Origin of the sequence: uncultured Sphingomonas sp. (genome assembly GCF_934560975.1) — a bacterium.
Taxonomy (GTDB): Bacteria; Pseudomonadota; Alphaproteobacteria; order Sphingomonadales; family Sphingomonadaceae; genus Sphingomonas_I.
In genome coordinates, this window is record NZ_CAKTFO010000030.1 from 1 (window position 1) to 20,966 (window position 20,966).

At 69.8% G+C, this 20,966-nt stretch carries 24 protein-coding genes and 1 pseudogene; 6 read left to right on the forward strand and 19 right to left on the reverse strand.

Annotation, left to right across the window (positions count from 1 at the left end):
• The 10 genes from Q0D93_RS13760 to Q0D93_RS13805 all read right to left on the reverse strand — a co-directional run.
• The coding region (locus tag Q0D93_RS13760) for an outer membrane beta-barrel protein (RefSeq protein WP_294395357.1) at nt 1–750 on the reverse strand (750 nt) is incomplete at its 3' end.
• Nucleotides 751–950: 200 nt separating this feature from the next.
• Complete coding sequence (locus Q0D93_RS13765; RefSeq protein WP_294395359.1) at nt 951–1,454, reverse strand: DUF2793 domain-containing protein; 504 nt, start codon at nt 1,452–1,454, stop codon at nt 951–953.
• 10 nt (nt 1,455–1,464) lie between these two features.
• Nucleotides 1,465–3,645 carry a phage tail protein gene (locus Q0D93_RS13770; protein ID WP_294395361.1) on the reverse strand — a complete coding sequence of 727 codons (2,181 nt, stop codon included), beginning with the start codon at nt 3,643–3,645 and terminating at the stop codon, nt 1,465–1,467.
• Nucleotides 3,645–4,031 (reverse strand): peptidoglycan endopeptidase, encoded by a 387-nt coding sequence (locus Q0D93_RS13775; RefSeq protein WP_294395363.1) that lies wholly within the window; start codon nt 4,029–4,031, stop codon nt 3,645–3,647. Before Q0D93_RS13775 ends, Q0D93_RS13770 begins: the two co-directional genes overlap by 1 nt.
• A 2-nt stretch (nt 4,032–4,033) precedes the next feature.
• Nucleotides 4,034–4,849, reverse strand: a complete 816-nt coding sequence (locus tag Q0D93_RS13780; protein ID WP_294395365.1) for a DUF2163 domain-containing protein — start codon at nt 4,847–4,849, stop codon at nt 4,034–4,036.
• Nucleotides 4,846–7,167: a DUF2460 domain-containing protein gene (locus Q0D93_RS13785; RefSeq protein WP_294395366.1), complete on the reverse strand. Its 2,322-nt coding sequence runs from the start codon at nt 7,165–7,167 to the stop codon at nt 4,846–4,848. Before Q0D93_RS13785 ends, Q0D93_RS13780 begins: the two co-directional genes overlap by 4 nt.
• A gap of 3 nt (nt 7,168–7,170) precedes the next feature.
• Complete coding sequence (locus Q0D93_RS13790; protein WP_294395368.1) at nt 7,171–7,740, reverse strand: tail tape measure protein; 570 nt, start codon at nt 7,738–7,740, stop codon at nt 7,171–7,173.
• Nucleotides 7,733–7,930 carry a phage tail assembly chaperone gene (locus Q0D93_RS13795; RefSeq protein WP_294395370.1) on the reverse strand — a complete coding sequence of 66 codons (198 nt, stop codon included), beginning with the start codon at nt 7,928–7,930 and terminating at the stop codon, nt 7,733–7,735. Before Q0D93_RS13795 ends, Q0D93_RS13790 begins: the two co-directional genes overlap by 8 nt.
• A complete protein-coding gene (locus tag Q0D93_RS13800) occupies nt 7,927–8,235 on the reverse strand; it encodes a gene transfer agent family protein (RefSeq protein WP_294395372.1) in 309 nt (102 codons plus the stop codon). The genes Q0D93_RS13795 and Q0D93_RS13800 overlap by 4 nt, the downstream gene beginning before the upstream one ends.
• Nucleotides 8,232–8,627 carry a phage tail tube protein gene (locus tag Q0D93_RS13805; protein ID WP_294395418.1) on the reverse strand — a complete coding sequence of 132 codons (396 nt, stop codon included), beginning with the start codon at nt 8,625–8,627 and terminating at the stop codon, nt 8,232–8,234. The genes Q0D93_RS13800 and Q0D93_RS13805 overlap by 4 nt, the downstream gene beginning before the upstream one ends.
• Here Q0D93_RS13805 and Q0D93_RS13810 point away from each other — a divergent pair.
• From Q0D93_RS13810 to Q0D93_RS13820, 3 genes and pseudogenes are all read left to right on the forward strand, one after another.
• A complete protein-coding gene (locus tag Q0D93_RS13810) occupies nt 8,535–9,602 on the forward strand; it encodes a phage portal protein (protein WP_294395374.1) in 1,068 nt (355 codons plus the stop codon). The genes Q0D93_RS13805 and Q0D93_RS13810 overlap by 93 nt on opposite strands.
• Entirely contained in the window at nt 9,599–10,219 is a 621-nt protein-coding gene (locus Q0D93_RS13815) for a DUF3168 domain-containing protein (RefSeq protein WP_294395375.1), read from the forward strand. Before Q0D93_RS13810 ends, Q0D93_RS13815 begins: the two co-directional genes overlap by 4 nt.
• Nucleotides 10,220–10,241: 22 nt before the next feature.
• Nucleotides 10,242–10,367, forward strand: a pseudogene (locus tag Q0D93_RS13820) (phage tail tube protein); the annotation flags it as partial.
• 60 nt (nt 10,368–10,427) lie between these two features.
• On the opposite strand, the gene Q0D93_RS13825 reads toward Q0D93_RS13820, so the two are convergent.
• The 7 genes from Q0D93_RS13825 to Q0D93_RS13855 all read right to left on the reverse strand — a co-directional run bounded on the left by Q0D93_RS13825 (nt 10,428) and on the right by Q0D93_RS13855 (nt 16,554).
• Nucleotides 10,428–11,768, reverse strand: a complete 1,341-nt coding sequence (locus Q0D93_RS13825) for a terminase family protein (protein WP_294395377.1) — start codon at nt 11,766–11,768, stop codon at nt 10,428–10,430.
• 13 nt (nt 11,769–11,781) lie between these two features.
• Nucleotides 11,782–11,982: a hypothetical protein gene (locus tag Q0D93_RS13830; RefSeq protein WP_294395379.1), complete on the reverse strand. Its 201-nt coding sequence runs from the start codon at nt 11,980–11,982 to the stop codon at nt 11,782–11,784.
• The gene (locus tag Q0D93_RS13835) at nt 11,979–12,332 is read right to left on the reverse strand and encodes a hypothetical protein (RefSeq protein ID WP_294395381.1); all 354 of its coding nucleotides are present in this window, start codon (nt 12,330–12,332) and stop codon (nt 11,979–11,981) included. Before Q0D93_RS13835 ends, Q0D93_RS13830 begins: the two co-directional genes overlap by 4 nt.
• On the reverse strand, nt 12,325–12,543 hold the full coding sequence (locus tag Q0D93_RS13840) for a hypothetical protein (protein ID WP_294395382.1): 219 nt from the start codon (nt 12,541–12,543) through the stop codon (nt 12,325–12,327). The genes Q0D93_RS13835 and Q0D93_RS13840 overlap by 8 nt, the downstream gene beginning before the upstream one ends.
• 39 nt (nt 12,544–12,582) lie before the next feature.
• Nucleotides 12,583–13,080: a hypothetical protein gene (locus Q0D93_RS13845; RefSeq protein WP_294395384.1), complete on the reverse strand. Its 498-nt coding sequence runs from the start codon at nt 13,078–13,080 to the stop codon at nt 12,583–12,585.
• 737 nt (nt 13,081–13,817) lie between these two features.
• A complete protein-coding gene (metC, locus tag Q0D93_RS13850) occupies nt 13,818–14,999 on the reverse strand; it encodes a cystathionine beta-lyase (RefSeq protein ID WP_294395387.1) in 1,182 nt (393 codons plus the stop codon).
• Between the two features lie 10 nt (nt 15,000–15,009).
• On the reverse strand, nt 15,010–16,554 hold the full coding sequence (locus tag Q0D93_RS13855; RefSeq protein WP_294395389.1) for a cryptochrome/photolyase family protein: 1,545 nt from the start codon (nt 16,552–16,554) through the stop codon (nt 15,010–15,012).
• A 76-nt stretch (nt 16,555–16,630) separates the two neighbouring features.
• Between Q0D93_RS13855 and queF the strand changes: the two genes are divergently transcribed.
• The 3 genes from queF to Q0D93_RS13870 all read left to right on the forward strand — a co-directional run bounded on the left by queF (nt 16,631) and on the right by Q0D93_RS13870 (nt 17,813).
• The gene (gene queF / locus Q0D93_RS13860; protein ID WP_294395391.1) at nt 16,631–17,077 is read left to right on the forward strand and encodes a preQ(1) synthase; all 447 of its coding nucleotides are present in this window, start codon (nt 16,631–16,633) and stop codon (nt 17,075–17,077) included.
• Between the two features lie 29 nt (nt 17,078–17,106).
• Nucleotides 17,107–17,484 carry a hypothetical protein gene (locus Q0D93_RS13865; RefSeq protein ID WP_294395394.1) on the forward strand — a complete coding sequence of 126 codons (378 nt, stop codon included), beginning with the start codon at nt 17,107–17,109 and terminating at the stop codon, nt 17,482–17,484.
• A gap of 74 nt (nt 17,485–17,558) precedes the next feature.
• Nucleotides 17,559–17,813: a hypothetical protein gene (locus Q0D93_RS13870; protein WP_294395396.1), complete on the forward strand. Its 255-nt coding sequence runs from the start codon at nt 17,559–17,561 to the stop codon at nt 17,811–17,813.
• 112 nt (nt 17,814–17,925) lie between these two features.
• On the opposite strand, the gene Q0D93_RS13875 is transcribed toward Q0D93_RS13870, so the two are convergent.
• Together Q0D93_RS13875 and Q0D93_RS13880 are read right to left on the reverse strand one after the other, a co-directional pair.
• The gene (locus Q0D93_RS13875; RefSeq protein ID WP_294395397.1) at nt 17,926–18,876 is read right to left on the reverse strand and encodes a 2-oxoglutarate and iron-dependent oxygenase domain-containing protein; all 951 of its coding nucleotides are present in this window, start codon (nt 18,874–18,876) and stop codon (nt 17,926–17,928) included.
• Nucleotides 18,877–19,336: 460 nt separating this feature from the next.
• Complete coding sequence (locus Q0D93_RS13880) at nt 19,337–20,965, reverse strand: helicase HerA-like domain-containing protein (RefSeq protein ID WP_294395399.1); 1,629 nt, start codon at nt 20,963–20,965, stop codon at nt 19,337–19,339.
• Nucleotide 20,966 lies beyond the last annotated feature (1 nt).

Sequence of the window (20,966 nt, forward strand, 5' to 3'; positions counted from 1 at the left end):
GGGCGGGGGCGGCGGCGGAGGGGGCGGCGGGGGCGGCGGCGGCGGCGGGGGCGGCGGTGCGGCCGGCTCGCCGAAGTTGTAGATCAGGCTCGCCAGCAGGCTGTGCGAACGATACCGCGCCGTGGAGTCGCCGAGAGCAGCGGCGTTGGCCGTGCTGCTGCGGATGTTGACGCCATAGACGTTGAAGAAGCGGTACTTGGCACCGATGTCGATGTGATCGGTGACCGGAAACAGCACGCCGGCCAGTGCCTGCCACGCAAAGCGCGTGTCGCTGCCGTCGAGGAACCAGTTGCCGCCGTTCAGGCGATAGATGCCATAGTGGACGCGCGCCACACCGGCGCCTGCGCCGACGAAGCCCTGGATGCCGTCATCGCTGCCGAAGTTGAGCAGGGCGTTGCCCATGAAGCTCAGCACCGACGTGTTGCCGCTCTGATTGCTGTTGTAGGTACCAGCCGGCGCGCCGTTCAGAACGGTGCGGGTCGTGTGGCTGTCCACCTCGGTCCGCTTGTAGCCGACTTCACCCTCAAGGCGCACCATGCCCAAGTCATAGCCGATGATACCATCGACGTCGAACAGGCCGTCCTTGTGACGGGTCGTAACGGCATCGTCGACCGCACCGATGTTGATATCGGTGTTTTCAACAATAATACCACCGCCTTCGATGCCAACATACCAAGCATTGTCCTTGGCGATGGCGGGCGATGCGAGCGCCGTCGTAGCCAGAATGGCCATCGCAGCGATTTTACGCATTGGGATCCCCTTTTTCCTACCTGGGTTGCGTCCGGGTTACTGTAACCAACTAAGCTTCGCCAGGGTTCTACGCAAGTGCGCAAAAATGTGCACTGTTGCCGAAATGTCTCGGTATTATGGCAGTCCTTGCGTATGGCCATAGCCCTGGTGACGACGCCTAAACTCAGATTCCCGGCTTAGGTTGCATGCCCCGGAAAAAATTATTGCGTGCGGATCAGCCCATGTTGCCGCAATGCAGCAAGGATGGCCGAAACGGCTGCCCTCGCCTGCATATCCACCACCGTGCCGCCGGATGGGTCGCCGATGGCGGAACCTTGCGTCCCCACCACCTGGCGGCCGGCCACCTCCACCGCCGATACTTTGGCGACCCCCAAGCGCCAGCCTTGCCCCATCCAGGATGCGAACAGCTGGTCCGACTCGACCCACACGGTGGTTCCCGCGCGTGGACCGTGGAACCGCCAGCCTCCATCGGTCCAGGCGGCCAGATTGTTGGCGTGGCTGCTCCACGCCCCCGATGGCGCGGGGCCCACGATCCAGCTCTGTCCTGGAACGGGGCTTGCCGGCGGCTCGTTGACGCCGAACCCGGCGGCGGACGGCTGCACCAGACCATCCAGCACTATCAGCGCCTCGTTGTGGAACATCTCCTTCTGCGCTTGGCCGGCGGACAGCAGCGGCAGGTTCCAGCGCGCGGTGGTATCGCTCATGATCTTCTCCTCACAAGGTCCAGATGCCGGTGACGGTGTCGGATGGCGCGTGGGTCCCGATCTGGCGCACCGCCACGCCGATGGCCGTTCCCCGCCCCACCCCGTCATCGCGCTGCGCATCCGGGGCATAATCATGCCGGGGCTCTGCCAGTTCGATCACGCGCTCGCGGTTGCCGGGCAGCGACAGGACCAGACGATAGGCCTCCCGGTCCTCGGCAAGCGGAACATCCCCGCCGTCCAACCACGCCCATCCCAGCCGGCTCCTGCGCGTCCAGGCAATCCGCAGCGTGCCATCGGCCAGTCGCCGAATGGCGAGTTGCACCGGTCGCGGCGACCGCAGCGCCAGCCCCTCGATCGGGCAGGCAGCCTGGATGTCGGCACCGCCGTCGCCTGATGCCTGCGCCGACACCGTCAAGGTCGCGCCCAGCGAGGACAAGGGAACGGGTATCGGCAACAAGGTCCGCGCATCGATCAGCACGAACCGCTCGCCTTCACCATGCGAATCCACCGCCTGCTCCGTACCGCGCCGGCCGCGCAGCAATCCGCTGAGCCGATAGCGGGTGGCGGCAACCTGGTCGGCGCGCATGAACTGCACCAGCTCCCCACCGATCAGCGCCAGGTTGGCCCCACCCGCCACCGCCGGCGCATCCGCGTTCTGCAGCATCATGGCGTCGTGCAGCAGTTCAACTTCCACCGTGGTGACATGGTCGAACACGGTGGTCGGTCCCGTCGCCAGCCTCCCCAGCGTACGCCCCATCGTCGCCGGTAGTGCCGTCCCGCCCGCCTCCCGCCAGCTTGCGCCGCCGTCCAGGCTGACGCCGACCGAGGCGCGCCGCCATCCCGGCCTGGTGCCCGCGGCGGCAAGCACCACCTGCGGCGCCGTCGCCAGGACATCGTCCAGCGCGGGTAGTTCGAACAGCTCCAGCCGGGTTTCGCCGCTCGCAAGGTCCGGCGCCGGCGTGACGCGGCCGGGATCGACGGGCGGAACGGGCGCGAACGACTTGCCCTCGCCGCGCAGCGACAGGGTCAGCGCCATCTTCTCCAGCGACCAGCCCGCGACCCGCCACGTCGCATCGTCCAGGGCGACGCGCGCGCCGGCCCGCACCTCCAGCATCCGCCACGGCAGGTGCGCCATTGCCTGGTTCCGCTCGCGCCAGCGGCGGGCCAGCGCATCCTCCGCCAGCCCGCGCACCGCGCTTGCGCCGATCGCCGCGGGCAGGTCGATGCGCTCTTCCCGCCGGGCAATGCCGTCGCGCCGCGCCCGTTGCAGTCCCGCCTGATAATCGCGCGCCGGATCATAATAGGCGATCGCGACCGCATCGGGCAGCGTGGCGGCGGCCTTTCGATCGCGCACATGCGCCGGCTGGCGGGTCGCGTCATGGCCTGTCCCCAGCGCCCCGCGGTCGATCGGCCGCACGGCCGCGTCGTTGATCCGCAACGCCCGGCCATCGTCGCACAACGCCATCGGACACAAAGCGGTCAGCGCCTCCAACGCGCCCCGTACGCTGTCCCCGCTGGCGGCGAACCCGCCCAGCGCCGGGCCGCCGGTCCCTTGCAGGCGCCCGCCGCTCAGTTCGCGCGCGATCGCGGCCACGGCTGCCGGTTCCGGGTCCGCCTCGACCTCGAATGTCAGCGAAGGGATGCGGTTGCCGTAATCCGCCAGTTGCATCGCCTCGAACACCGCATAGGCGATGCCGCGATGGGCCGGCGCCGCGCCGATCCCCTCTGCCGACGCGATCAGCGGATCGACCGGCTGGTCCTCGCTACCCAGATAGAGGCGAAACCCCGTCTCGCTCTTCCAGTCGCCGGCCGCGCCGCGCAGCAGCTTGCCGTCGGCCCAGATTCGACCGACCCGCCGGATCGGCCGGGCGGACAGGGCCACCGCGAAGGATGCGGAATAGCTGTAGCTGGTGGTCGCCCCACCGCGCTTGCCTCCGCCCGAACGGTGCGCCTCCTCGCGCAGGTCGGTCGCCCAGATCACCGATCCCGCGACGCGCATCGTCCCGAACAGCTTGGGAATGCGGCTGCCATAAGCGGATGTCTGCACGCCCAGGTCGCCCAGGCGCGGCCCCTGCCGCCCCTTGGGCTTCAGCACCGCGCGGTCCAGCTGGTTGCCCAGCACCGCGCCGATCGCACCGCCGATCGGCCCCGCCACCAGGCTGCCGACCGTGGTCAATACCAACGTCGCCATCAGTGTGCCTCCCTCCAGCATGCCACCATGTCGCCGACCGGCTCCCCCGGCGTTTCCACCACGCGGCGCAATCCCGCATCGGCATGGACAAAGCCCTCCCCGGTTCGCACGGCGAGGTGGAATTGTGCATGCCCGACCCGCAGCAACAGCAGGTCGCCGGCCTGGCTCGCCCCCGCCACCCGGATCAGGCCCATGCGATCGATAATGCCGGCGATGCCGCCCGCATGTCCGCCCCGGAGCGGATAGCCGGTCGGCACATCGCGCCGAAACGCCACCGCCGCGACGCCGACGCAGTCCAGTCCAAAGGCGGGATCGCGTCCGTGCGGGCGAAAGCGCGCCCCGACGCAGGCGCGGGCCCGCGCCACGATCTCTTCGCTGCGGCCCATGTTCACGCGCCCGGATAGCGGGTCAGCAGGTCCACGCCCGGCAGGTACGGCTCGCCGCGAAAGTTGGCAGCATTGTTGAACCGTTCGGCGCAGGTCGCGATCGTGCGGTCGCATCCCTCGCTGATCTCCACCAAGGTACCGACCACCGGCACGGCGGGCGGGTCGTCGCGCAGCACCAGCCGGTTGCCCTCGGACAGGGCGATCAGGCTGGACAGCCCGCTGTTGGTGCCGCCGATCCAGCGCAGCCGGCCGGAGCCATAGGCATTGGCCACCGGCTCGGCCACGTCGATCGTCAACGCCTGCCCGTCCCAACCCGTGACCCGCGCCAGCCGCACCCGGTCCGCCATGTCGATCCGGCACCGCTCGTCGCCCAGGTTGGCGCGGCAGTCGGGGCTGGTTTCCTCCACCACCGGCCGCGCCAGCACGGCGGTGGGGCCGGCCAGTTCGGCGGTAAAGGCCCCGTCGCGCACATTGCTCTCGCCCAGCTCGCCGCGCATCAGCGGCACGATTTCCGCCGCCGGATCGCTCCAGTCGATTGCGAACAGGCGCACCGTCGCGCCGTCCCAGCGCCCCGCCGCCAGATCCTCCTCGCGGATCGCATCGTGGGTCAGCGCGCCCGCTATCTCCAGCGTGTCGACCTCGAACCCGTCGGTCAGGCTCACCGCCGATGGCGTCATGCCCGGCGCCGCGCGATACAGCAGCCCATCGTGCAGCAGATCGCGGTCGTGGCTGGTGAAGCCCAGTGCCACGCCGTCCCGCCGCTCGATCCGCCAGCACAAAGCCAAAGTGGTGAGGTCGCCTTGCAGCCAGCCGATCATTGGAATGTCTCGCGCAGTTCGATCAACGGCACGGACGGCGCCTCGCCAGCCGCCACCGCCGCCAGCGAGACGTGCAGCTGGTCCTGCTCGAACCGCACCGGCACGTCGAACCGGAACCCGGCGGTGACCACCGCGCCTGTGGCCGGCGGCGTTGCGAAGGACACGAACCCGCCCTCCTCCAGCGTCCAGCCGGTCAGCCGCGCCGCGCCGTTCAGCGCGACCAGGATGCTGCCCGGCGCCGGCCGGGTGATGCGCCGCGTCTCCGGCTCCGCATCGCCATAATGCTTTACGAGCGGGAAGCGGGTGCGCACCCCGTCGCCGGTGCCGATGGCCACGTCCTTGGCCGTCGGCGTGCCGGTCATGCCGCGCGAACTGTCGTCGAAGGGATCGCGAAAGCGAAAGCCGCGCGCCGATCCCCGCCGCGCCCGGAAAAAGCCGATCAGCGCCTGCATGTCGGCCTCCGATCGTATGCCGGGCCCGGCATCGAACCGCATCCGCGCCTGCGCCCAATCGGCATTGCGCTGCTCCGCGCCCGATGCCGATGTGACCACGGCGGTGGAAAAGCTCGGCTCCACGCTGGCGGTACGGCCGATCGCGATCGGGAAGCCGACGTCGTCAAACGCCTGCATGGTGTCATCCTCCCCCATGTCGAAATGTACGAAGCCGTCGCGCATCACCTGCGGGATCGCCCACACGAACACGTCGGCATGGCCCCGCGCGCGGCCGGCCATGGCGGCGGCGTCGATCTCCCGCCACAGCGGCGCAGCGTCCTTGTGCAGCACGAAGCCGCTGAAATAGTGCGTTTCGGCCAGCGGGTAATCCAGTCGCGCCACCGCCGCCGCCACGCCGCGCGCGGTGGTGCCGCTGTCGCCGGCGATCACCCAGTCATAATCCTCCAGCTGCAGGCGATCGAACGCCGGACGCGCCCAGCCGAGCGGCACGTTGGCGCGCCGCACCTCGGGCGCGCGTGCATCCAGCAGGCTCGGCAGGTAAGCCAGCAACAGAAGCTCCGCGCCTGGCGCCTGCGCCCGCACCGCGTCGCCGATGCCCGCCGTAGCCTTGGCCAGCATCGCGCCGGCCGCGTCCAGCAGCGCGGTCTGCGGCGCGGCCATGGCATCATATACGCTGGCGATCTTTACACCGCCCGCGCCCCACGCCGCGCGTGCTGCCGCATCGTACAGGCACGGCACGCCCGCTGGCGTGATCCACCACCATGGCTCGCCGATCTGGAAGCGAACCGGCAGACCCGCGGCCTGCGCGATCGCGACAAACGCCTGCGCCACCGCGCGCAGATAATTCATCGCGCCCTGATGCGCCGGCGACAGCAGGGTCGACGGCGGCTCCCACCCGGTCAGCGCGGGCGCACCGTCCCAGGTCCGCTGCTTCCAGTCGTTCCAGCAATGCGCGTCGAACAGCTCGAACGACAAGGACAGGATCAGCTCGTAACCGATCGCCCGCGCCCGCGCCGCAAAGTCGCGGTGCCAGGCGATGCACGGCGCATTCAGCGCCCCGCCGCGCAAGCTGGCATACAGGCCGCCGCTCGCCGGTTCGAGCCGGAAATAATGGCTCATCCCCACATAATGGTTGATCGTACCGCGATAGCCGAGCTGCAGCATGTTGCGCAGCAATCGCGCGGGCGTCAGGTGGTAGCTGTCGTCATAACCGCTGGCGATGCGCAGCCGATGCTCCGGCACCAGCGGGTCACCGATCGCCAGCATCGATCGCGCGCCATCGCAGGCCATGTCCGTCAACCGCACTCGGCCTTCCACGGCCACGTCCAGCATCGCATCCGTGTTGGTGAAGCCCGGCGCGACCAGCGAGATGAACAGCCGGTCGATGTCGCCGCACCACACCGGATCGGCCTCGCTCGGCAGGAACCCGCCCGCCAGCGCGTCGAAGTCCAGCGTGACCACCGCATCCTCCGGCGATCCCACCGCATAATTCCACAGCCTGACATACCAGGCGCGCGGCAGCCCTTCCGCATCGCGCCCTTCCACGGTCAGCGTCGGTCCGTTCACCGCATCCAGCGGCATGATCCCCTGCGACCGCCAGCGAAACCGCAGGCGACAGCCGCGAAAATCCCGATCCGTGCGATAGGCCAGCAATGGGTGGTCGTGCCGGTCCTCCGCCTCCCAAATCAGCCCCGCCAGATCGTCCCGCCGATAAAAGACGGTGTCGATCGTCAGATCGTGCGGCCCGCCCGTGGTCACCGCCGCCATCATCGGTCGGGGGAAATTGACCGTCCAGAAACGCGGGTCGAACCGCTTCACATAGCCGGTGGAGGGCTGCTCCCCCGCCTGCGCCAGCCGCCATCCCATCGCTCAGCCCTCCGCATTCTGGATCGCGCGGGCCACCGCCTGCGCCACCTGGCGGCTCGACCGCGCAAGGGCGCGCGGGCTGTCGCTGCCGCCCGGCGCGGTGATGGCGATCGACACCCGCACGTCGCGCGCCGACGATCCCGCCTGCGTCGGCACCACCGTCCCGCTGCTGGTCGGCACGAACAATTCCGGCCCGCGCTCGCCCACCACATAAGCGGCACCCGGCGACACCGGTCCGCCGGTGGCGCGTCCGGGCAGGCCCAGCACGGCCGACAGCAAGGTGCCGGCAACTCCGGCCAGACCCCCGCCGCCACCCGATGCGCCGATCCCGCTGCGCAATGCCGCGCCGGCAATCTCCTCCATGCTGCGCAGCGCCACCGCCTTCAGGTCGTCGAACCCCAGCTTGCCGCCGCGCACCGCCCGCGCCAGCGCGCCCTCGATGGCGCGTCCGGCCCGGTCCGCGCCGCCGCCCAGGCCATCGCCCAGCGACGCGCGCATCGCCGACACGTCGCGCGCAAACGCCTGCGTGTCCGCCCGCACGCCGATGATCAGGCTGTCGATTTCCTCATCCATCCGGAAACATCTCCTTCAACCGCGTCATCTCGCCCTCGCTCGGCGCCTCGGCCGCATCGCCGCTCAAGGCGGTCAGCACGCTGGCGAGTTCGCTCGGCGTGGCGTTCCAGAACTCATGCGGACGCCACCCCAGCAGCCCGCCGGCCAGCCCCGCCAGCCGCTCGGCGCGCGGCGCAAACGTCCCGCTCATCGCCCTTTCAGGATGTCTGCGATCAGCGTGCGCAGGCCCGGCGTGATCGCCGCCAGCCCCGCCTCCACCATCGCCTCGCCCAGCCGATCGCGGGTCAGCCCCTCCGGCCGCTCGTGCAGGCAATGCCAGAACAGCCCCGCAATCTCGTTCAGCGTCAGCTGCCCCGCCGCCGCCCGCTCCACCAAAGCGAACAGCGGCCCCAGCTCCTGCTCCGCCGCCACCAGCGCGCCGAAGGTCGGGCGCAGCACCAACGCCGCGCCCGCCACCCGCAACGCCGCTTCGCCGCGCACCGGGTTGGCGCTCACAGGCTGGTCACCGCGCCGGAGCTTTCCAGCGCCAGCGTGTAGGTGCGCTCGCCGTTGAAATCGCCGGAATAATCCAGTCGGGTCAGCAGGAAGCGACCGCGCATCCGCTCGCCGCCCTCGAACGACAATTCATAATCATCGAGCGTGCCGGCCAGCGCATTGCCCTTCAGCCGCGTTTCCGCCGCCGATCCGGTGAACACGCCCGCGCCCGCCACCGACACGCTGCGCGTGCCCGCGCCCGACAGCAATTCGCGCCAGCCGCCCGATCCCTTGTTGGTGAGCCCGCGCGGCCGGCGCTCGTGCGTTCGGTCAGCGGGATCGTCGGCGGGGAATGGCCGCGATCCTATGACGGGCAGGTGCGCGACGCCTATCTGGCCAACCCCATCGCGCAGCGCGCGGTGCGGATCGTGGCGGAGGGGGCGGCTGGCGTGCCGGTCTATGCCACGGAGGAGGGGCAGGATGCGGCGGCGGCGCTGCTGCGCCAGCCGGGGCTGGTGGAGGCGGTGGCGGCGCAGCTGCTGCTGCACGGCAATGCCTTTGTGCAGATATTAGGCGATGCGGACGGGCTGCCGGCAGAATTGTTTCCGCTGCGCCCCGAGCGGGTGGCGGTGGAGCCGGACGCGCGCGGCTGGCCGGCGGCGTATCTGTACCGGGCAGGCGAGGCGGCGATGCGGCTGCCGGCGCGCGACGGGGCGGGGCGGCCGGGCGTGATCCACCTGCGCGCGTTGAACCCGGTGGACGACCATTATGGGGTGGGGTCGCTGGGCGCGGCGGCGGGCGCGGTGGCGGTCCACAATGCGGCGGCGCGCTGGAACAAGGCCCTGCTCGACAATGCGGCGCGGCCATCGGGCGCGTTGGTCTACGATCCCGGCGAGGCGGGCGCGGCCTTGAGCCGCGAGCAGTTCGAGCGGCTGAAGGCGGAGATGGAGGCGGGCTTTGCCGGCGCCGCCAATGCCGGGCGACCGATGCTGCTGGAAGGCGGGCTGAAGTGGCAGGCGATGAGCCTGACGCCGGCGGACATGGATTTCGTCGGGCTGAAGGCGGCGGCGGCGCGGGAGATCGCGCTGGCGTTCGGGGTGCCGCCGATGCTGCTGGGGCTGCCCGGCGACAGCACCCATGCCAATTATTCGGAGGCCAACCGCGCATTGTGGCGGCTGACCATCGTGCCGCTGGCGCGCAAGATCGTGGACGGCATCGGCGCGGGGCTGGCGGCGTGGTGGCCGGGCCTGACGCTGGCGATCGACCTGGACGGGGTGCCGGCGCTGGCGAGCGACCGCGCGGCCTTGTGGTCGCAGGTGACGGCGGCGGACTTCCTGAGCGCGGACGAGAAGCGCGCGATGCTGGGCTTCGGAAAGGCGGAGGCATGATGGAGACGGGAGCGATGCTGGCGCGGCTGGTCGCGCAGGCGGAGAATGAAGGCGCGACCCTGGTAACGCTGCGCGCGCTGGCGGAGGAAGCGAGCGAGGCGGGGGCCGAACGCGCGCTGGAGCGGCTGGGCCTGAACGATCCGGCGGCGCGAACCGACCTGGGCGAATTGCGGCAGCTGCTGGGGGCGTGGCGCGACGCCAAGCGATCGGCGCGGAACGAGGTGATCGGCTGGATGGTGCGGATCGGCCTGGCTTTGCTGCTGATGGGGCTGGCGATGAAGCTGGGCCTGCTGGCGAGCGGGGTGTTTGACGGGCCGCCGGCGCGCGCGGCCTTTCCCTACCTGGTGATCGGGGAGGGGCAGTGTTCCGACTGGAGCAGCAAGACCTGGCGCGGGCGCGAGCATCGCGTGACGGTGAAGGTGTGGGACGAAGCGGGGCGGGCGGCGCGGCTGCACGCCGTGGTCGGCGCGATCGAGGCGGCGGTGGAGGGGCTCGCGCCCGATCTGCCGCACCACCGCATCGCCAGCCTGATCCTGCTGCGCAGCCGCATCCTGCGCCCGGCGGGCAGACCGTGGGCCGGATCGGTCGAATATCGCGTGCGGACCCGGGAACGATGAAACGCGAATGGGGAGAATGAACATGGCGGTGGAACGAGGAAGCGCATTCCTGCTGAAGGTCGGCGATGGGGCGACGACGCCGGCCTATGCGACGGTAGCGGGGCTGCGCACGACGCAGCTGTCGATCAACGGCGAAACGGTGGCGATCGGCGCCCGCCCGTTTCCCGAACAATCGCATATACTCTCCTCAGAAATCGTGCGGGCGCGGCTACAGCTGCCGCACGCCCGGCTTGGGGGCGCGCTTGCCCAGCAGCAATTCGGTCAGCGCCCACACCAGAGCATCCGCCCGGTCGGGCGACCGCCCCGGCCCTTGGTAGCCGCCGCCCGCCATCAGCCCGGCCAGTTCATCCTCCAGCTCGGGAAAGGCGCCGCAATGGCGCACCCGCCCGCGTTCATACAGGCGCGCGACCGGCTCGGCCCGCGCTGCCTTGCCCTGCGTCGCATGGACCAGGCTGACCGGCAGCAGCGAGTCCGCGGCCAGCAGCACGCTTTCCACCATCGCCCCGCCATTGTTGGCCTCCGCCACCACCCGGTCCGCGCGCCAGCGGGCGGCGGCATCGGCCACCGCCTGTCCCCACCGTTCCGGCGACACGCCGCGCACGCTTGCATCCGCCAGCACATAGGCGATCGCGTCGGCGTCGATCCCCGCCACCACGATCCCGCAGGCATCGCTCGACGGATTGGCCCCCGCCGGCGGATCGACCCCGATCACCACCCGCACCAGGTCGTCCGGCGTACCCCGCGCGCGATGTTCCTCGAACACCGCCCGCCGCCACAATGCGCCCTGAACCTCGACGATCATCTCGCCGTCCAGCTCCTGCCGGCCCAGCATCGTGCCGCCGTAACTGGCTTCCATGTCGGCCAGGAAGCTGCCCGGCAGGAACGCGCGATTGTCGTGCGTCCGCCCGCGCGTGATCGCCGTCCGCTCGGTCTCGATCAGCCGCCGCAGCAGCCTGGTCGGTCGCGGAGTCGTCGTCACCACCGTGCGTGGGGCTCGCCCCAGCCGCAGCCCCATGGCCAGATTGTCCCACGCCGCCTCCGCCTCCGGCCATTTGCCGAGTTCGTCGCACCAGGCCGCCGAATGTTGCGGCCCGCGCAGCGATTCCGGCTCGCTCGCCGAATAGAGTTGCGCCATCGCCCCGTTGGGCCAGGTCAGCTTGCGCAATGACGGTTCAAACACCGGCCGGCGATGCGGCGGCGCGATCGCCAGCAGCCCGCTCTGCCCTTCCACCATCACCGCGCGCGCTTCGCCGATCGTCGCCGCCACCAGGGCGATGCGGGCATCCGCGTGGGCTTCCGCCTCCGCGCGCACCCATTCCGCCCCCGCCCGCGTCTTGCCGAAGCCGCGCCCCGCCAAGATCAGCCAGGTCCGCCACGCGCCCTCCGGCGATACCTGCCCCGCCCGTGCCCAATACTCCCACGACCATTTCAGCCCGCGCAGCAGCGGCACGGGCAGGTCCGCCACGAACCGCTCGCGCACCGCCCGGCTATCCCCCGCCAGCCGCTCGCACCGCGACGCGCCGGCGGGCAGCATCAGCCCCCCATCCATCCGCCCCTCCTTGTCAGGTCGCTTCGCTCTCCAGCCGAGCGGTCACGCGCGCGGCCAGCGCATCGTTCGCCGCCGCAATCTCGCGCAATCTGGCATCCACCAGCGCCCGGTCGCCCGACGACAGCACTGCTTTGCCATCCGCCACCAGCGCACGCGCCGCCTCCGCCAGGCGCAGCGCCGCATCCAGCAAGGCGATCAGTTCGCCCGCCTTCATCGCGGCTGCTCCCGCACGGCCGTTTTGATGGAGGATGCCAGCGCGACGACATGCCGCGCCTGTGCCGGCCAGTCCGGCCCGCCCATCCGCGCCACGATCAGCGTCCTGTGCGCCTGCCCGATCAAGGCCGCCGCGCGCCTCCCGGCCGCTCCGGTCAGCCAGCCCTGGTCCGCCGCCGCCTCGGCCGTGGCGACCGCGCCGGCAAAGGCCAGTTCCGCCGCATATAACGCCTTGTCGCGGGCGAGTGGATCGGCCGCGCCGATCGCTTGGCCCCGCTCCTGATCGCCTGCATGGCGGCACGCGCCGGTCAGCAGCAACACCGCCAGCGCCAGGCTGGCGCGCTTAGTCATTGCGCGCGATCCGCGTGGTGGCGCGCAGCCGGCCGATCACCGCCACCAGCGCCAGCACGGCCGATGCGATCTGCACCGCTATGTCCACCGCTTGCCCTGCCAGCGCCGGGTCGATCGTCACCCCGAACGCAGCCAGCAGGCTCAGCAACGCCGACGTCGCCGCCGACACGATCGTCAGCGATTGCAGTGCGGGCTTGGTCCCCGTCATCATCCGGTCTCCTTCTGTGAAAAGTCTCGGGGGGCACGGGCGTCAGCCCTCGCCGCCCATCCTGCTGTTCATGTCGCTCAGTGTGTGGAGCAGTTCGGCGCGCAGTTCGTCCGCGCTGCGGTCGATCATCGCCACCGCCCCCTGCGTCCGCCCGTCCCGGTGCGCGGCGAGCAGCGCCAGCGCCAGCCGGTCCGAATATTCCACCATCGTGCCGACCTGCTTGCCGCCATGCCACACCGGCTTGGCCACGCCGTTCAGCGCGCGCTCCAGCAGCATCGTCTCCAGTTTCGCCACGCCGTCGCGCAGCGCGCTGGTCCAGCGTTCGCGAAACTCGGGCGACACCTGCCGCCGCCGGTAGACATTGCTCTCGGACAGACCCGACGCCCGCGCCGACGCCGCGACGTTGGACGTTTCCGCCAGCGTCGCGATGAAGGTATTTTCGCGCCGGGTCGACCAGCGCACGCGCTTGGGCTTGGCCGCCCGCTTGCGCACGACCGCCTTGCGCACGGGCCGCGCGGCCCGTCCGGTTTCCTCGTCCATCGATGCTCCCCCCGGGCGCGGGGCCATACCGCCGCGCCATTGCCACGCGGGCGGACCGGCAAGAGCCCGCCACCCGCCCCTCTCACGCTGTTTCCATGCGCCGGCGCTGGGCGTGTCAGCCGCTAGCGGCCCAACGCCGCATCCATCCGGTTCATCTGTCTGTTACGCTCAACGGAATGCAGTGCTCCGGCGAAGCCAGAGCATGGTGCGAGCCAGCCTCGCGCCGCCCCTCCGTGTTCCTGCGCACGCAGGAACCCCGGCCGGCAAAGCACCTGCCAACCGCTCAAGGGAACCGCCCGCCCGACAGCATCAGCTCAACCGATACCGCCACAGCAAACCAGCTCAGCTACCCACCGTGTTCCGGCGAAGGCCGAAGTCCGGGAGAGGAAGGGAACGGTGCGCTCCGGGCTCTAGGCGCCTGCATTCGCAGGAGGACGGAAGTGCCTGGACGTCGGCAAAGACAAATTCTTCGCTACCGCTTCGCCGTCCGCGCCACAGGCGACCCTGCCAGATACCAGCCCGCCAAACCGGCCTAGTCTCGAACCCAGATCCCGCCCGACCAAACCCGCCCGGCCACAAAAAAGGCCGCCGGTCCTCACGAACCGCCAGCCCTGCCGACCCTTCGGCTACACTTCCTCAGCGTTCCCTGCTTATGCCCGAACAGCGGGGCGCTGTCAAGGTTTGTTTTTGCTTTGTTCTCATTTTCCGGGCGCGACCAACGCCGCATCCGGTGCTCCCTACCCCGCCGCCTGCTCCAGCGCCTGCGCCAGATCCGCGATCAGGTCGGCCGTATCCTCCAGCCCGATCTGCAGCCGGATCATCGGCCCCGGCGACACCCACGGCACCGCGCTGCGCGTCCGCTCCGGGTCGATCGGCAGCGCCAGACTTTCATAGCCCCCCCACGAAAAGCCGATCCCGAAATGCTGGAGCGCATCCACCAGCCGCACCCGCGCCGCATCGTCGCCATGGATCGCGAAGGCGAACAGCCCCGCGCTGCCGGCAAAGTCGCGCTGGAACACATCGTGCCCCGGACAGGTCGGCAGCGCCGGGTGCAGCACCTGCGCCACCAGCGGCTGCGCCTCCAGCCAGCGCGCAATCGCGATCGAACTCTCGCCATGCTGCCTCAGCCGCACGCCCATCGTCCGCAGGCCCCGGCTGGCGAGGAAGGCGTCGTCCGGCGCGACATGCTGGCCCAGCGACTGTGCGGTCCTACGGATCCGCTCGAACGTGCCCGCCACCGCCGTCGCCGATCCCAGCATCACGTCCGAATGGCCGACCACATATTTCGTGCACGCCAGGATCGACACGTCGCAGCCGTGCGCGATCGCCGGGAACAGCAAGGGCGTCGCCCAGGTATTGTCGATCACCGTCAGCACGCCGCGCGCCCGTGCCGCCGCGCAGATGGCGGGCACGTCCTGCACCTCGAACGTCAAACTACCCGGGCTTTCCAGAAAGATCACGCGGGTCCGATCGGTGAACAGCGCGTCGATGTCCGCGCCCCGCACCCTGGGGTCGTAATATCGGGTGGTTACGTCCATCCGCTTCAGCATCGTGTCGCAGAATGCGCGCGTCGGTTCATAGGTTGTGTCGACCATCAGCAGTTCGTCGCCCGGCTCCAGCAGCGCCAGCAGCACGGTGGTGATCGCCGCCACCCCCGACGGGTGCAAGGTCGTGCCCGCCGCGCTCGGCTCCAGCTGGGTCAGCGCGTCGGCCAGCGACCATTGGGTCGGTGTGCCCCGCCGGCCGTAATACAGCACCTCGTCCGCGCGGGCGACGGCGGATCGCAGTCCCGCCACGTCGTCGAACAGGCAGGTCGATGCCCGCCACACCGGCGGGTTGACGATGCCCCGCGTCCATTCCTTGCGCCGCCCCGCCTCGACCAGGCGGGTGCCGATGCCCTTGCTGCCCTTTTCGCTCATGCCCGCAAGGCTAGTAGCTGGCGGCCTCCGCGTCGAGCGTTTGGAGGAACCCCGCCGCCTGGTCGCGGATCGCCGCCTGCTCGGGCTCCGCGAACCGGTCCCACGTCCGGTACGGCCCACGCAGCCGGCCATTGGGCTCCAGCCGCTCCCGGTGCCGCGCCAGGAAATCCCAGTAGAGCGCGTTGAACGGGCAGGCGTCCGGCCCCGTCCGCTTGGTCACGTCATAACGGCAGTGGCGGCAATAATCGGACATGCGGTTGATGTACGCGCCCGACGACACATAAGGCTTGGACGCGATCAGCCCGCCGTCGCCGAACTGGCTCATCCCCAGCGTGTTCGGCAGCTCGACCCACTCGTAAGCGTCGAGATAGACTTCCAGATACCAACGATGCACCTCCGCCGGATCGGCCCCGATCAGCAACGCGAAATTGCCGGTCACCATCAGCCGCTGGATATGGTGGGCATGCGCCGTCGCCAGCGTCTGGCCGATCGTCTCGCGCAGACAATGCGCGTCCGTCTCCCCCGTCCAGTAGAAGGCCGGCAGCCTGCGGGTGTGGCGCAGGTGGTTGCGCGTCACATAATCCGGCCCCTCGCGCCAATAGATGCCGCGCATATATTCGCGCCAGCCGATGATCTGGCGGACATAGCCCTCGACCGAATTGATCGGCGCGCGCCCCGCGCGATATTCCGCCTCCGCCCGCCGGCAGAGGTCGAGCGGATCGAGCAGCCCGGAATTGAGGTAGGGCGACAGGATCGAGTGCCACAAATGGCGCTCGCCGGTCAGCATCGCATCCTCATACGGGCCGAAGTCCGCCAGCGCATGGGCGAAGAAGGCCGTCGCTTGCCGCTCCGCATCCTCTCGCGTCACCGCATAGTCGAAGCCTTCCAGGCTGCCGGGATTGTCCGCGAACCGCGCCGCCACCAGCGCCAGCACCTCCCGCGTCACCGCATCCGGCGCGAAGGACAAGGGGCGCGGCATCAGCAGGTCGGCCTCCGCCGGCTTGCGATTCTCCTTGTCGAAATTCCACCGCCCGCCTTCCGGCTTGCCCTCCGCCGTCAGCAGCAGGCCGGTCTTCACCCGCATCTCGCGATAGAAATATTCCATGCGCAGGTCGCTGCGCCCCTCGGCCCAGCCGTCGAACGTGGCATGGTCCGCGATGAAGCGCGTGTCCGCCCGGATCTCCACCGGCAGGCCGAAGATCGTCTCCCACGCCTCCAGCATCGCCGTCACCCGCCACTCGCCCGCTTCCGTCACCACGATCCGCTCGGGCCCGTGACGCTGGATCGCGCGCGCGACCTCGCCGGTGAAGCTGCCGGCATTGTCGGGATCGTCCAGCCGGACATAATCGACCCGCCACCCTGCGTCTTCCAGCGCGGCGGCATGGTGGCGCATGGCGGAGAGGATGTAGGCGATCTTGGCCTTGTGGTGACGGACATAGGCCGTCTCCTCCGCCACCTCCATCATCAGGATCACGATGTCCCCGGGGTCCGCATCGGTGAGCGACGACAAAGCGAAGGACAGTTGATCGCCCAGCACGGGCACGAGTCGCGTCATGCCCCCACGCTGGCCTCCTTTTGTTCGCACGTCCAGCGCCGTTGAGCGACACGCCGCGAACGCCTACATGGGCCGCATGAGCATCACCCATCTCGGCCAGACGTCGCGCCTGCCTGCCTCTCCGGAGGAAGCCACGCTGGACTATGTTCCCAATCCGCGCCCCGGCAGCCTGTATCTGGTCCGCTTCACCGCGCCCGAATTCACCTCGCTCTGCCCGGTCACCGGCCAGCCCGATTTCGCGCATCTGGTGATCGACTATGCGCCGGCGGAAACGATCGTCGAATCCAAGTCGCTGAAGCTGTTCCTCGGATCGTTCCGCAACCATGCCGCGTTCCACGAGGATTGCACCGTCGGCATCGGCCAGCGACTGGTCGAGGAGATGAAGCCGGTGTGGCTGCGCATCGGCGGCTATTGGTATCCGCGCGGCGGCATTCCGATCGACGTCTTCTGGCAGTCGGACGCCCCGCCCGCCGGATTGTGGCTGCCGGACCAGGGCGTGCCCGGCTATCGCGGTCGCGGCTGACCGGCGCCCCGAACGACAAGGAGACACGGATGACGCGCTTTGCCCTGCTTACCCTGGCCGCCGCGCTGGCGGCGCCGCCCGCGTCCGCGATCACCATCGCCAATCCCGCCAGCGACCAATTGTCGCAGCTGGGCGACATTCCGCGCCGCGCGGCCCTGCGCGGCGCATTGCTCGATTCCGGGTTTCAGTGCGTCCGGGTCGAACAGGCCGCGCGCCAGGGGCCGTGGGGCAATCTGATGATGTGGCGCGCCAAGTGCGACCTGAAGGACGTGCGCTTCGACTATGGCGTGTTCATCGGTCCCGACGGGTCGATCCAGGCGCGTCGCTGCGGCGATATGAAGCTGCTCGGCCTGCCGCCGTGCCGCCCCCTGGTACGGCAATCGGCTTCGCGGCAATCATCACGCTGACCCGCCGGTCCTTCGCCTCGGACAGCTGCATCCAGTAGCGGCCGGGGCGAAGGTCGAACCCCACGATCTTGGCGATGCCGGAACAGGCGGGTCCGTGGCGGTGCGTGGCGGACTCCAGCCTGTCGCCGCGCTGGACCAGGTCGATCCAGGCCGGTTCCGACAGCCCGATCTCATATCGCCCCGCCCGCCGGATCGTGAGGGGGAAGAAGCCGCCGAACGTCGCCGGCTTCGGCTTGCGGGCCAGCGCGGGCGAGAAATGCACATCGGCCACGGGCCGCAGCGCCAAGGTCGCCGCCCGCCCGGCCATCAGCGTCGTTCCGGTCGGATGACCCCAGCGTTTAAAACCGTGCACGGTCACGGCCCGCCCGCAACCATCTGCCCGCGACTGCGCAAGCGCAGGGAAGGCGGCGGCGATCAGCAGGGCGAGGGCAAGTCCCCGCTTCATATCAGCTTGATCTCGCGCAGGCGCTGCATCAGGTAATCGTGCGCCGTGATCGGATCGGGATACAGGTTCGGGCGATCCGGCCCGACGCAGCCCGGCAGCGTCTCGATCAGATAATCCGGGCGGAAGTGCAGGAAGAAGGGCATGGAGTAACGCGCATGGCCGCGCCGTTCGGGCGCCGGGTTCATCACCCGGTGCGTGGTCGACCGCAGCACATTGTTGGTCAGCCGCTGCAGCATGTCGCCGACATTGATCGCCAGTTCGCCGGCCTTGGGCTGGACCGGCAGCCAGTTGCCGTCGCGGTCGAGCAGTTCCAGGCCCGCTTCCTCCGCCCCCAGTAGCAGGGTGATGGTGTTGATATCCTCGTGCGCGCCCGCCCGGATCGAGGGGCCGTCCGCCCCCATCGGTGGGTAATGGAGCAGGCGCAGCACGCTGTTGCCGTCCGCCACCGTATCGTCAAAGAAATCGGGCGACAGCTTCAGATAGCGCGCCACCGCCCGCAGCAGCTTGGCGGCCGCCGCGTCCAGCGCATCGTAGAGGGCCAGTTCCGCCGCGCGGAACTCCCGCACCTCTTCCGGCCAGATGTTGGGCGCCATCACCTCGGCGAAGCGATGCCCCTCCGGCAGTTCGCGCCCGATATGGTAGAATTCCTTCAGGTCGTGGGCGGTGGCGCCCTTGGCGGTCTCGATCCCGAACGGGGTCAGCCCGCGCGCGCCGCCGGTGCCGGGCTGGTGATAGTGGCGCTTCACCTCTTCCGGCAGAGCGAAGAAGGCCTTGGCCTGCGCCTCGGCGTTCGCGATCACGTCCTGCGACACGCCATGGTCCGCGACGATGGCGAAGCCGTAGCGCTCGAACGATCCGCCCAGCGCCTGCGCGAACCCCTCCGGGTCCTGCGCCTCCTGCGCCAGGCTGACGGTGGGAACGGCGGAGCGGTCGGGAGTCGTGGCCATGCCTGCCAGATAGCGCCCTCAACGCCATCCCGGAAGCGAGCCGTTCAAACCCACTATTCTATCCACGCGCCAACAGTCAGAAGCACCTCCGGCGCCGCGCTGTGTCTGCAAGCCCAGCAATCACCGGCGTCGAGGGAGGTGATTCACATAGACATGACATTCACCAACGTCGTCATCAGCATCTGCATGCTGGTGGTGGCAACCATCTCGCTGGTCCTCAAGATCATCGAGGTGGCCCGCTCCAAGTAGCGGCAGGAGGGGCTCGGCCTGCACGCCGGGCCCCGAATGTGGAAAGAGCCCCAGCCGCTGCAACGACCGGGGCCCTCAATCCGACTTCAGCCGCTGCAACGACCGAAGTTCATTCGATCAGGCCCGGTTCTGCACCCGAGCCCGCAGGCGGTGACCCAAAGACATGATGTCACCCTCACAAAATACGCCACCCAGCCCCAAAGTTCAACGCCTACCGCTTGAACAACCCGCCGAGCAGGCCACGCAGCAATTGCGAGCCGGCCTGGCCCGCAATCTGCCGGCCGACCGATGACGCCATCGACCGCGCGGCGGATTCGAACATCTTGCCGGCCAGCGTCGGCCGGGCCGCCTCGCGCGCGGCGGCGGCGCGGGCGCGTTCCTCGGCGCGGGCCTGGGCCTGGGCGGCGCGGTCCGCCTCGCGCTCACGTCGCACCTGTTCGCGGGCGTCGAGCTTGTCCTGCGCGGCGGCCGCCCTGGCCGCGTCGGCCTGCGTCCTGGCGGCGACCGCCTCCTCCGCCGCTTTCGCCGCGGCTGCCTTGGCATCGCCCGCCCGCGCGGCGAGCATTTCCGCCGCGCTCTCGCGATTGACGGGTGCGTCATATTTGCCCGCCAGCGCCGAGGTGGAGACCAGCAGCGCGCGTTCCCTGTCGGTCAGCGGCCCGACCCTCGACGATGGCGGGCGGATCAGGGTGCGCGCCACCGGGCTGGGGCTGCCGTCCGGCTGGAGCAGGGACACCAAAGCCTCGCCCACCTTCAATTCGGTGATGGCGGTCGCGACATCGACGTCGGGGCTGGCCCGGAACGTGTCGGCAGCGGCCCGCACCGCTTTCTGATCGCGCGGGGTGAAGGCGTTCAATTTATGCTGGATGCGGTTGCCCAATTGTCCCGCCACGTCGTCCGGCACGTCGATCGGATTCTGCGTCACGAAATAGACCCCGACGCCCTTGGACCGGATCAGGCGCACCACCTGCTCCACCGTGTCGATCAGGGCCGGCGCGGCATCGTCGAACAGGAGATGCGCTTCGTCGAAAAAGAAGACCAGTTTCGGCTTGGCGAGATCGCCCACCTCCGGCAGCGTTTCGAACAGCTCGCTCAGCAGCCACAGCAGGAAGGTGGCGTAGAGCTTGGGCGCCGCCATCAGCCGGTCGGCCGCCAGCACGCTGACCGTGCCGCGCCCGTCCTCCGCCACCGTCATCATGTCGGATATGTCCAGCGCGGGTTCGCCGAAGAAGCCGTCGCCGCCCTGCGCCTCCAGCTGGAGCAATTGCCGCTGGATCGCCCCCACCGTCGCCCGCGTGACATTGCCGTAGCGCGCCGACAGATCGGCCGCATTCTCCGCCGCCCAGGCCAGCATCGCCTGAAGGTCCGCCAGGTCGATCAGCAGCAGGCCCTGTTCGTCCGCCACCTTGAACACCAAAGCGAGGACGCCTTCCTGCACCGCGTTCAGGTTCATCAGCCGGGCGAGCAGCAGCGGCCCCATCTCGCTGATGGTGGTACGGACGGGGTGCCCGGCCTGGCCGAACAGATCCCACAGGATCACCGGCGTGTCGCGATAGGCCCAGTCGGTCAGGCCCAGCTCCGCCGCGCGCGCCCGGAACGGGGCGTCGGTGGCGGCGATGGGCGATCCCGCCATGCCGAGGCCCGCCAGGTCGCCCTTCACGTCCGCGACGAACACCGGCACGCCCGCCGCGCTGAACCCCTCGGCGATACCCTGCAGGGTCACCGTCTTGCCGGTGCCGGTCGCGCCGGCGATCAGGCCGTGGCGGTTGGCGCGGCCGAGGTCGAGCGACTGGCGCGCGCCATCAGCGGTCGCGCCGATGAACAGCTTTGCGTCATCCATG

Excerpts from the sequence above, each read along its gene's own strand:
- Q0D93_RS13770 (WP_294395361.1), bottom strand. The coding sequence starts at position 3,645 with ATGGCGACGTTGGTATTGACCACGGTCGGCAGCCTGGTGGCGGGGCCG.
- Q0D93_RS13880 (WP_294395399.1), bottom strand. The coding sequence starts at position 20,965 with ATGGATGACGCAAAGCTGTTCATCGGCGCGACCGCTGATGGCGCGCGC.
- Q0D93_RS13825 (WP_294395377.1), bottom strand. The coding sequence starts at position 11,768 with ATGGATGGGGGGCTGATGCTGCCCGCCGGCGCGTCGCGGTGCGAGCGG.
- Q0D93_RS13835 (WP_294395381.1), bottom strand. The coding sequence starts at position 12,332 with ATGACTAAGCGCGCCAGCCTGGCGCTGGCGGTGTTGCTGCTGACCGGC.
- Q0D93_RS13785 (WP_294395366.1), bottom strand. The coding sequence starts at position 7,167 with ATGGGATGGCGGCTGGCGCAGGCGGGGGAGCAGCCCTCCACCGGCTAT.
- Q0D93_RS13790 (WP_294395368.1), bottom strand. The coding sequence starts at position 7,740 with ATGGATGAGGAAATCGACAGCCTGATCATCGGCGTGCGGGCGGACACG.
- Q0D93_RS13865 (WP_294395394.1), top strand. The coding sequence starts at position 17,107 with ATGACGCGCTTTGCCCTGCTTACCCTGGCCGCCGCGCTGGCGGCGCCG.
- Q0D93_RS13775 (WP_294395363.1), bottom strand. The coding sequence starts at position 4,031 with ATGGGCCGCAGCGAAGAGATCGTGGCGCGGGCCCGCGCCTGCGTCGGG.
- Q0D93_RS13815 (WP_294395375.1), top strand. The coding sequence starts at position 9,599 with ATGATGGAGACGGGAGCGATGCTGGCGCGGCTGGTCGCGCAGGCGGAG.
- Q0D93_RS13875 (WP_294395397.1), bottom strand. The coding sequence starts at position 18,876 with ATGGCCACGACTCCCGACCGCTCCGCCGTTCCCACCGTCAGCCTGGCG.
- Q0D93_RS13780 (WP_294395365.1), bottom strand. The coding sequence starts at position 4,849 with ATGATCGGCTGGCTGCAAGGCGACCTCACCACTTTGGCTTTGTGCTGG.
- Q0D93_RS13765 (WP_294395359.1), bottom strand. The coding sequence starts at position 1,454 with ATGAGCGATACCACCGCGCGCTGGAACCTGCCGCTGCTGTCCGCCGGC.
- Q0D93_RS13795 (WP_294395370.1), bottom strand. The coding sequence starts at position 7,930 with ATGAGCGGGACGTTTGCGCCGCGCGCCGAGCGGCTGGCGGGGCTGGCC.
- Q0D93_RS13830 (WP_294395379.1), bottom strand. The coding sequence starts at position 11,982 with ATGAAGGCGGGCGAACTGATCGCCTTGCTGGATGCGGCGCTGCGCCTG.
- Q0D93_RS13870 (WP_294395396.1), top strand. The coding sequence starts at position 17,559 with ATGCCGGAACAGGCGGGTCCGTGGCGGTGCGTGGCGGACTCCAGCCTG.
- Q0D93_RS13855 (WP_294395389.1), bottom strand. The coding sequence starts at position 16,554 with ATGACGCGACTCGTGCCCGTGCTGGGCGATCAACTGTCCTTCGCTTTG.
- Q0D93_RS13840 (WP_294395382.1), bottom strand. The coding sequence starts at position 12,543 with ATGATGACGGGGACCAAGCCCGCACTGCAATCGCTGACGATCGTGTCG.
- Q0D93_RS13845 (WP_294395384.1), bottom strand. The coding sequence starts at position 13,080 with ATGGACGAGGAAACCGGACGGGCCGCGCGGCCCGTGCGCAAGGCGGTC.
- queF (WP_294395391.1), top strand. The coding sequence starts at position 16,631 with ATGAGCATCACCCATCTCGGCCAGACGTCGCGCCTGCCTGCCTCTCCG.
- metC (WP_294395387.1), bottom strand. The coding sequence starts at position 14,999 with ATGAGCGAAAAGGGCAGCAAGGGCATCGGCACCCGCCTGGTCGAGGCG.